The 8531-nt window shown below is 72.9% G+C and carries 7 protein-coding genes; 4 read left to right on the plus strand and 3 right to left on the minus strand.

The window, feature by feature from the left end:
* The 3 genes from EBO15_RS44875 to EBO15_RS41905 all read left to right on the plus strand — a co-directional run.
* Positions 1-193: hypothetical protein (locus tag EBO15_RS44875; RefSeq protein WP_199745164.1), on the plus strand; the 193-nt coding region annotated here is incomplete at its 5' end.
* Positions 190-1539, plus strand: coding sequence for an RCC1 domain-containing protein (locus EBO15_RS41900; protein ID WP_122199999.1), 1350 nt, complete (start codon positions 190-192; stop codon positions 1537-1539). The genes EBO15_RS44875 and EBO15_RS41900, both read left to right, overlap by 4 nt.
* Positions 1540-1752: 213 nt before the next feature.
* Positions 1753-2487, plus strand: coding sequence for a DNA alkylation repair protein (locus EBO15_RS41905; RefSeq protein WP_122200000.1), 735 nt, complete (start codon positions 1753-1755; stop codon positions 2485-2487).
* A 91-nt stretch (positions 2488-2578) separates the two neighbouring features.
* Here EBO15_RS41905 and EBO15_RS41910 read toward each other — a convergent pair whose 3' ends face one another.
* From EBO15_RS41910 to EBO15_RS41920, 3 genes are all read right to left on the minus strand, one after another.
* The gene (locus EBO15_RS41910) at positions 2579-3250 is read right to left on the minus strand and encodes a TetR/AcrR family transcriptional regulator (RefSeq protein ID WP_122200001.1); all 672 of its coding nucleotides are present in this window, start codon (positions 3248-3250) and stop codon (positions 2579-2581) included.
* Positions 3251-3476: 226 nt separating this feature from the next.
* Positions 3477-5651 carry a molybdopterin-dependent oxidoreductase gene (locus EBO15_RS41915; RefSeq protein WP_122200002.1) on the minus strand — a complete coding sequence of 725 codons (2175 nt, stop codon included), beginning with the start codon at positions 5649-5651 and terminating at the stop codon, positions 3477-3479.
* Between the two features lie 207 nt (positions 5652-5858).
* Positions 5859-6887: an alpha/beta fold hydrolase gene (locus EBO15_RS41920; RefSeq protein ID WP_122200003.1), complete on the minus strand. Its 1029-nt coding sequence runs from the start codon at positions 6885-6887 to the stop codon at positions 5859-5861.
* 700 nt (positions 6888-7587) lie between these two features.
* Between EBO15_RS41920 and EBO15_RS41925 the strand changes: the two genes are divergently transcribed.
* Positions 7588-8531: ParB/RepB/Spo0J family partition protein (locus EBO15_RS41925; protein ID WP_122200004.1), on the plus strand; the 944-nt coding region annotated here is incomplete at its 3' end.

Below are 8531 nucleotides of genomic sequence, written 5' to 3' on the forward strand. Positions count from 1 at the left end.
GACGCACCACCACGGGTCCGGCGGCCTGGGCTGGCCGGGCTGGCTGGGGATCGGCGCGGCCCTCGCCGCGGCCCTGGCGGTCGGCGTCGGCCTCACCCGGCGCGGGCGCACGGCCTCGGGCCCCCGCGTGGGCGACCGGCCGTCCCCGGTTCCTGGAGCACCTCAAGCCCGACGACTTCCGGAGGACAAGTGAAGCGCTATCTCGCATGGGCGGGGCTCCTCGCGGCCCTGCTCGCCTCGATCTCGTTCGCCCCGGCCCAAGCGGCCCCGGCCGTCCCGGCGGCGCCCGCCGTCGCGGCCGCCGGGGCCCAGGTCACCGCGCTGACCGCGGGCGCGGCGCACACCTGCGCGCTGTTCGACGGCAAGACCCTGCGCTGCTGGGGCGACAACCAGTACGGCGAGCTCGGCATCGGGACGAACGCCCCCACGCCGCAGCCGTCCGAGGTGCAGGGCCTCGCCGGGACGCCCACGGCCACGCTGTCCCGCGCCGTCCACAACTGCTCGCTCCTGACCACCGGGACGGTGCAGTGCTGGGGCATGAACAAGTACGGCCAGCTCGGTGACGGGAACCTCGTCAACACCAAGAACCCGATCCAGGTCAAGGGGCTGCGCGGCACCGTCCGGCTCCTGGCGGTCGGCGGCGACCACACCTGCGTGGTCTACCAGCAGGACGACAGCACCTGGTGCTGGGGGCAGAACAAGTACGGCGAGCTCGGCGACGGCACGCTGACGACCGGTTCGCTCCAGGCCGTCCAGGTCAAGGGCCTGCCGTCCCCGCCGGAGCGTTTCGCAACCGGCGTGTGGACGACCTGCGCCATCCTCAAGGACGGGTCCACCTGGTGCTGGGGGCACAACGAGGAGGGCGAGCTCGGCAACGGCACCAAGAGCCTGGGCTCCCCCAAGCCCGTGCAGGTGAAGGGCCTGGCGTCGACGCCCACCGAGCTCGTGGCCGGAAACTTCCACACGTGCGCCCTGGAACAGGACGGCTCGATGTGGTGCTGGGGCGAGAACAAGTACGGGCAGATCGGTGACGGGTCCGTCAAGATCGCGACGAAGCCCACGCAGGTCACCGGGCTGCCGGGCACTCCCGCCCACATCATCGCGGGCGGCTACCACACGTGCGCGACGTTCTCGGACGGCGGCATGTCGTGCTGGGGCCAGAACAACTTCGGCCAGCTGGGCGACGGGACGAACGCCAACTCGCGCAAGCCCGTCCCGGTGAAGGGGTTCCGTCCCGGGCCCACGCTGATCACGGCCGGCGGCCTGCACACCTGCGCGGCCTACTCCGACGGGGCGATCGACTGCTGGGGCCTGAACGCCGTCGGCCAGCTCGGCAACACCACCGCCCGTCCGGTCGCCACCACGCCCGTCCCCGTGACGCTCGTGGCCAAGGCCGCCGCGGCCGCGCCCGCGGCGGCCACCACCGGCAAGCACAAGTCGAGCGGGTCCACGACGGGCGAGGTGGTCGGGATCGGCCTGGCCGCCCTGGCCGTCGCCGGGTTCGTCGCCTTCCTGGCGACCCGCCGGCGCCGCGCCTAGCGCGCCGACCCGAGTGACAGGACGAACCGAGTGACAGGTCGACCCGAGTGACGGCTCGAACCTGAGCGACACGACCGTGACGGCCCGCAGCCTTGGCGGGCCGTCACGCCGTGTCTCTCGACCGGTGCCCCGCGGACGCCTACGCTCGGCCCGGTACTCGCCGACCCGCTCCGTCATGGCGTGGAGTCGGACCGTCAACGAAAGGATCCCGGCATGCCCGACGAGCCGACCGCCGACGAGTTCGTGGCGAGGTTCCTGACCCTCGTCCCGGAGGAGCACCGGGAGCTGGCCGAGAGCAACGCGCTGGTCCGCCGGGGCGAGGACGACGACATCCGGGCCGGTGCGCGGATGGGGAAGATCTTCGCCCTGGCCAAGGAGTTCGCGCTCCTGCCGCCCGCGGAGATCGAGAGGCTCCTGGAGAGTCCGCTGCACGACATCCGGGTGGGCGCCGTCAGCGTCATGGGCCACCAGTACCCCCGGAAGCGGACGACCGAGGAGCGGCGGACGGAGCTGTACGACCTCTACCTGCGGCGCACCGACCGCATCAACACCTGGGACCTCGTCGACGTCAGCGGCCACAAGGTCGTCGGCAACCACCTGCTCGCCCGTCCCCGCGACGTGCTCTACGAGCTGGCGAAGTCCGACCACTTCTACGAGCGCCGGCTCGCCATGTTCGCCACCGTCATGTTCGTCGGACGAGGCGACCTGGACGACACGTACCGCCTCGCGGAGATCCTCGTCGACGACCCCGAGCACTTCGTCAACACCGTGGTCGGCACCCTGCTGCGGGAGACGGGCAAGCACGACCGTCCACGGCTGGTCGCGTTCCTCGACCGGCACGCCGCGACCATGCCGCGCATCACCCTGCGCTTCGCCATCGAGCACATGGACGCCGCGCAGCGCAAGGACCTCATGGGCCGCGCGAAGCAGGCGAAGACGGCGGGCTGACCGGCGCCCGGAGCCCGGGAGCCGACCGACGCCCGGAGGCGGCGGGCCGACGGCGTCCGGAGGCGGCGGGACGGGGCCCGCGCGGCCGGGATCAGGCGACGCCGAGGGGGTCGCCGAGCTCGCGGTCGAGCCGCTCGCGGGAGACGCGCACCGACCGCTCGGCGTCCTCGCGGGCGTCCCCGGCGGAGACCATCAGCCCGGAGAGCTGGGTCTCGAAGCACTGGTCGGCGTCGTACGGCTCGACCAGGTAGCCGCCGAGCTCGAGGGCGACCGCGCCGTGGACGGCGATCCACATCTGGTTCGCCACCAGCATGGGGTCGTCGTCGGCGAAGCGCCCGGCGTCGATGCAGCGCTCGGCGCAGCGGGCGACGCCCGCCAGGGTGTAGCGGCCGTGCTGGCGGTCGCTCTCTGACAGCGAGAAGCTGGCCAGGGAGGACGCGCCGAACATCACGGCGTACAGGTGCGGGTTCTCGTGTCCGTTGCGCCGGTAGGCGCGTCCCAGCAGGGCCATGTCGGCGACCGGGTCGTCGGTCTCGGCGACCTGGAGGAAGCACTTCTTCAGCCGGGTGAAGCCGACGTGGACCATCTCCCGCACCAGCCCGCTCATCCCGCCGAAGTGGGTGTAGACCGCCATCGTGGAGCAGCCGGCCTCGCCGGCGACGCGGCGCGCGGACAGCGCCGTGGGGCCCTCCTCCGCCAGCAGTCGCGCGCCGACCTCGATGAGCGCCGGGCGGACGTTGGGGTCGGCGCGGCGTGGGCTCACGATCCCACCCGAAGGACAACATTACGGTCGTTCATGGCTATAACTCCTAAACGCCGCACCATTCATGATTCTTCTCAACGCTAACCAGTGCGGGCGCCGTGCCTCCGCTCCCAGATTGCTGTTTCCGTGCTCTCCGCGACACCGCCGCCCCGGCGAGTGAACCGGGACGGCGGCATCAGGTCATACGGTCGTGGCTGTCGGTCCGGTCGGTCGATCTCGTGGGCGGTCAGTCGTCGGCCGGGGCGACCGTGACCGGGACGCCGTTGAAGACCGCGTTGCCGGACAGGCGGTCGAGCACCGACGGGTCGGTCAGCGCGTTGGCGTTCGCGCCCGCGTGCTCGGCCGCGACCCGCTGCGACGAGCCCTCGTGCCCCCAGCCGTGCGGCAGGCTCACCACGCCCGGCATGATCGCGTCGGTGGGCTCCACCGGGACCACGACCTCGCCGACGGCCGACCGCACCCGGGCCCGCTCGCCGAGCCCGAGCCGCTCGACGTCGTCCGGGTGGACGTGCAGCGTGCAGCGGTTGCTGCCGCCCACCAGGGACGGGACGTTGTGCAGCCAGCTGTTGTTGGAGCGCAGCTGCCGCCGTCCGATGAGGAGGGTGCCGGCCGCGGGCTCGGTGAGCAGGCCGCGCAGCCGCCCGACCTCCTCGGCGAGTTCCGGGGGCGCGAGGCGGACGCGGCCGTCGTCGGTGCAGACCACCTCCGGCAGCCGCGGCTCGAGGGCGCCCAGGTCGATGCCGTGCGGCTTGGCGCGCAGGTCGGCCAGGGACAGCCCGTACGGGCCGAGGCGCAGCAGGGCGTCCAGGATCAGCTCCGGCCCGCTGTCGCCGTCCAGCATCGCCCGCGCCTCCGCCACGTCGAGGCCCTCGAACGGCGACCCGGGGATCTGCACGCCCGCCTCCAGCAGCGGCGCGAGGAGCTGCTCGTCCAGCTCGCGCGGGTCGGCCTTCGCGCCGCGCCCGGAGGCGATCAGCGCCAGCCTGGCCATGATCTCCGCCTCGGAGGGCTGCCCCGGCTCCAGCGGCAGGACGGGCGGGGAGAACCGCGTGTAGTTGCGCACGGTGACCATGAGCAGCAGCAGGTCGTAGTGCGGCATCTGGAGCATGCGCGGCGGGGGCAGGATGACGTCGGCGAGCCGGGTCGTCTCGTTCAGGTACGGGTCGACGCAGACCATGAACTCCAGGTCGCCCAGCGCCCGGCCGAGCCGCGGGCCGTCCGGCGCCGACAGCACCAGGTTGCCCGCCACGGCCACCATCGCCCTGACCTGGCCGTCCCCGGGCGTCTCGATCTCGTCGGCGAGCGTGCCCACCGGGAACTCGCCGAGGACCTCCGGCAGCCCGCGCACCCGGCTGCGCCAGCGCCCGAACTCGAACGGCTTCGGGCCCCACGGGACCTCCAGCGTCGCGGGCCGGGTGAACATCACGCCGCCGGGCCGGTCGAGGTTGCCGGTCAGGACGTTGACGACGTCCACGAGCCACTGGGTGACGGTGCCGAAGTCGGACGTGCAGGTCCCGACCCGGGTGTAGACGGCGGCGCTGTCGGCCGTGGCGAGCTGCCACGCCAGCCGGATGATGTCCTCGGCGGGCACCCCGCACACCGGCTCCACGGCCTCCGGGGAGAAGGCGGACGCCATCTCCCGCAGCTCCTCCAGGCCCGACACCTCGCACCGGAGCGTGGTCAGGTCCTCGTCCAGGAGGGTGTGGACGATCGCGAACAGCAGGTACGCGTCGGTGCTCGGGCGGATGAACAGGTGCTCGTCGGCGACGCGGGCGGTGCGGGTGCGCCGGGGGTCGACCACGACGAGCCTGCCGCCGCGCTCGCGCAGCGCCCGCAGGCGTCCGGGGAAGTCGGGCGCCGCGCACAGCGACCCGTGCGACTCGGCGGGGTTGGCGCCGATGACGAGGAGCATGTCGGTCCGGTCCAGGTCCGGCACCGAGATCGCGAGCGAGTTGCCGAACATCAGGCCGACCGCGACGTGCTTCGGAACCTGGTCGATGCTGCTCGCGCTGTACAGGTTGGTGGTGCCGAGCGACTCGGCGAGCGGGCCGCGGTAGAAGATCCCGCCCATGGTGTGGAAGGTGGGGTTGCCGAAGTACGCGGCGAGCGCGTCGCGGCCGTGCCGCTCGATGACGCCCGTCAGGCCGCGCTCGACGGTCTCGAACGCCTCGTCCCAGCTCACCTCGCGCCACTCGTCGCCGGTGCGGACCATGGGGGCCCGCAGCCGGTCCGGGTCCTCGTCGAGGCGTCCGAGGCTGGCGCCCTTCGGGCAGACGTAGCCGCCGGAGAAGGGGTCGTCGGCGTCCCCCCTCACCGACAGCACCTTGCCGTCGCCGTCGAGGGTCATGCTCAGGCCGCAGACCGCGTCACAGATGGGGCAGGTTCGGAGGGCTTCTCTCATCGGCGCTCCCGGAGATCGACGGACCTGGCGCGCCGCGCGCGCACCCTTCCGCCCAGCCTCGCGAGAGGCCGCCCGCCCGGCATCCTCCGGAATGCGCTGGCCGTCCGGGGGGGTGTCCGGGGACGACCGGGAACGGCCGAGGACGGCCGGTCGCGCGGGGCGACCGGCCGCCCGTGGAGGGCCGCGTCCGTCAGGACGCGCGGCCCGTCAGGACACGCAGCCCGCCAGGTCGGGGCTCGGGGCCGGGGTTCCGGCGGGGCCGAAGAACAGGCCGGCGCACTGACCGAGGAACGCCGCGTTCTCCTCCGGGATCCAGTGGCCGCTGTCGGGGGCGACGACGGTGCGGACGTCCGTGGCGACGTTGGCGAACGACTGCGCGACGGCCGGGCCGAAGACGGCCTGCGCGCCCATCGCCATGACCGGGATCGTCAGCTTCTGCTCGGCGAGCCGCTTGTTGTCGGCGGCGTTCGTCGTGTAGGCGCGGTAGTAGGCGAATCCCGCGCTGCGGTGGGCGGCGTCGGAGTAGGCGTCGATGAAGGTCGACTGGGAGATCTTGCCGGGGTACTTGGCCGAGCTGAACAGCCACTGCAGGTAGGTCGTGACGTGCGCCCGGTCGTTGATGAGCTGCTCGGGGACCGGAGCGGGGGTCATGTTGAACGCGAAGTGCCAGCTCAGGCCGTACGCGTCCTCCAGGCCGAACCCGTTGAGCGGCGCCTCCAGGACGGCCATGCGCGAGACCTCGCCGGGGAAGTTGCGCGCGTAGGGGTAGGCGATGAGCGAGCCGACGTCGTGCGCGAGGAGGGCGGCGCTCTGGTACCCGAGGGCCTTCACGCCCTGGTGGACCCGGGCGGCGACGGTGACCGCGTCGTACTTCCCGTCGCTGGAGACGGAGGACGCGCCGATGCCCGGCAGGTCGAACGCGATGACCGTGTGCGTCTTGGCGAGGCCGGGCATGACGTCATGCCATTCGTACCAGGTCTCCGGCCATCCGTGCAGGAGGACCAGGGCCGGTCCGCTGCCGCCCCGCACATAGTGCAGCGACCCGCCGTCGACATTGACGAATCCCTCACGGAAGCCGGGCAGCCCCGAAAGACTTCCCGAGGTCTGGGGCGAGGCGCCCGCCGTGATGGTCGAACCGATGAGCAGCGCCGCGACGGCGACAAACGCGCCGGCGGCAATACGCAACCTGCGGACGCTCGCGAGCGCCCTCGAACCGAGATTTCGCTGGGAATACATGCCAGGCTCCCTCTCACAGGCGGGGAAACGTGGTACGGCGATCCGGCCGACAATGCGCTCAGATATTACGTTGATCGCGCGCGATGCGCATTAGGTACGGCGCGGCGTTCGCGACGAGTTCGCGAACGGAGCGCGCCACCCCCGGCTGGCGGGGTCCGCGCCGTCGGGGAGGGGCCCTCGCGGACGGGCCCGCCGACTCGCCGCAGGGTGGCGCGGCCGTGGGAGCGTGCGCCATGCGAGTGCGCGCCCCGGGCCCGCCGAAGTCGCGGCGCACCGAATCGGCGCCTCGGCGGTTTATCCGTCCGCCCCCTGGATAGGAAGGACTGGATAACCCTCATTCCGGCGCCCGGGCGAAACCGCTCCCCCTCCTTCCGGGCGACCATGATCAACGCCACCCGTCCCCCGCCATTTTCGAAACGCTACGCTATTTCCTTACACCCCGAACCTGCTACCGAGCGTCACTTTCCCAGCCTTTTCCGCGATGCCGCCCGGCGCCATCTGCGGACATGCTCACCGATTGAAAAAGAGCGACCGGCCGGTAACTCTCACTTTCGGTGACTCCCGCCGAGATGTGGGACACAGGGTTGCGCAAAACCGACGAATCGGTTTGTAATGACCGGGCCCCCCAAGTCGGAACAACGACGCTTGTTCCGAGCATGGCGACAGGGGCTTGTTCCGTTCCGGAAGGCGTGGAGGAACCATGGGACACAGCACCGCGCAATGGACCGAGCCGAAGACGACCGAGACGTGTTCGCCCGACACGTCCGCCGGTCCCGGCGCCACCGAGGACCCGGGCTCCTCCGAGGACCCCGGCACCCCCTCGGATCCGGCCGCCGCCGACGACGCCCCACGACCGTCCGGGCCCCGCGGGCGGACGTCCCCGGCCACCCTGGCGGCGGAGGCCCCCGAGGGGGAGGAGGTGCGCGTCACGATCGCGTCCCTGCAACCGGCCGACTCCCCGCGGCTGCGCGGGGTGGACCACGAGCACGTGCTCCGCATGGCGGGCGTGGACGCCCCCCTGCCCCCGATCCTGGTGCACCGCCCGACGATGCGGGTGATCGACGGGATGCACCGGCTGCGCGCGGCGAAGCTGCGCGGCGACACCGAGATCGAGGCGATCTTCTTCGACGGCAGCGCCGCCGAGGCGTTCGCCCGCGCGGTGGAGCTGAACATCGCGCACGGCCTCCCGCTGACCCTCGCCGACCGGCGGGCCGCCGCCGCGCGCATCCTCGCCGCCGAGCCGCAGGCGTCCGACCGGATGGTCGCGGCCCGGACCGGCCTGTCGGCCCGCACCGTCGCGGCGGTGCGGCGTTCGACCGCGCGGATCCCGCAGACGAACACCCGGGTCGGCGCGGACGGGCGCGAGCGTCCGGTGAGCGGCGCCCGGGGCCGCCGGCTCGCCGCGCGCATCATCAGCGACCGGCCCGAGGCGTCCCTGCGCGAGGTCGCCCGGACGGCGGGCATCTCGCTGTCCACCGCGCACGACGTCCGCAGGCGGCTCCGTGAGGGCCGCGATCCGGTGCCGGGCGGCGGCGGGACGCCCCCGCAGTCCGACCCCGTCCGGACCGGCGCCCCCTCCCCCGCCGCCCCGGTCCGGACGAGCGCCTCCCCCGCCCCGCCCGCCAAACCCGCCAGGCCCGCGTT

Source organism: Actinomadura harenae, from assembly GCF_003696215.1.
GTDB lineage: Bacteria > Actinomycetota > Actinomycetes > Streptosporangiales > Streptosporangiaceae > Spirillospora > Spirillospora harenae.

What these genes read in the sequence shown, in the direction of transcription:
- EBO15_RS41905 (WP_122200000.1), top strand. Translation starts at nt 1,753, where the DNA reads ATGCCCGACGAGCCGACCGCCGACGAGTTCGTGGCGAGGTTCCTGACC.
- EBO15_RS41915 (WP_122200002.1), bottom strand. Translation starts at nt 5,651, where the DNA reads ATGAGAGAAGCCCTCCGAACCTGCCCCATCTGTGACGCGGTCTGCGGC.
- EBO15_RS41920 (WP_122200003.1), bottom strand. Translation starts at nt 6,887, where the DNA reads ATGTATTCCCAGCGAAATCTCGGTTCGAGGGCGCTCGCGAGCGTCCGC.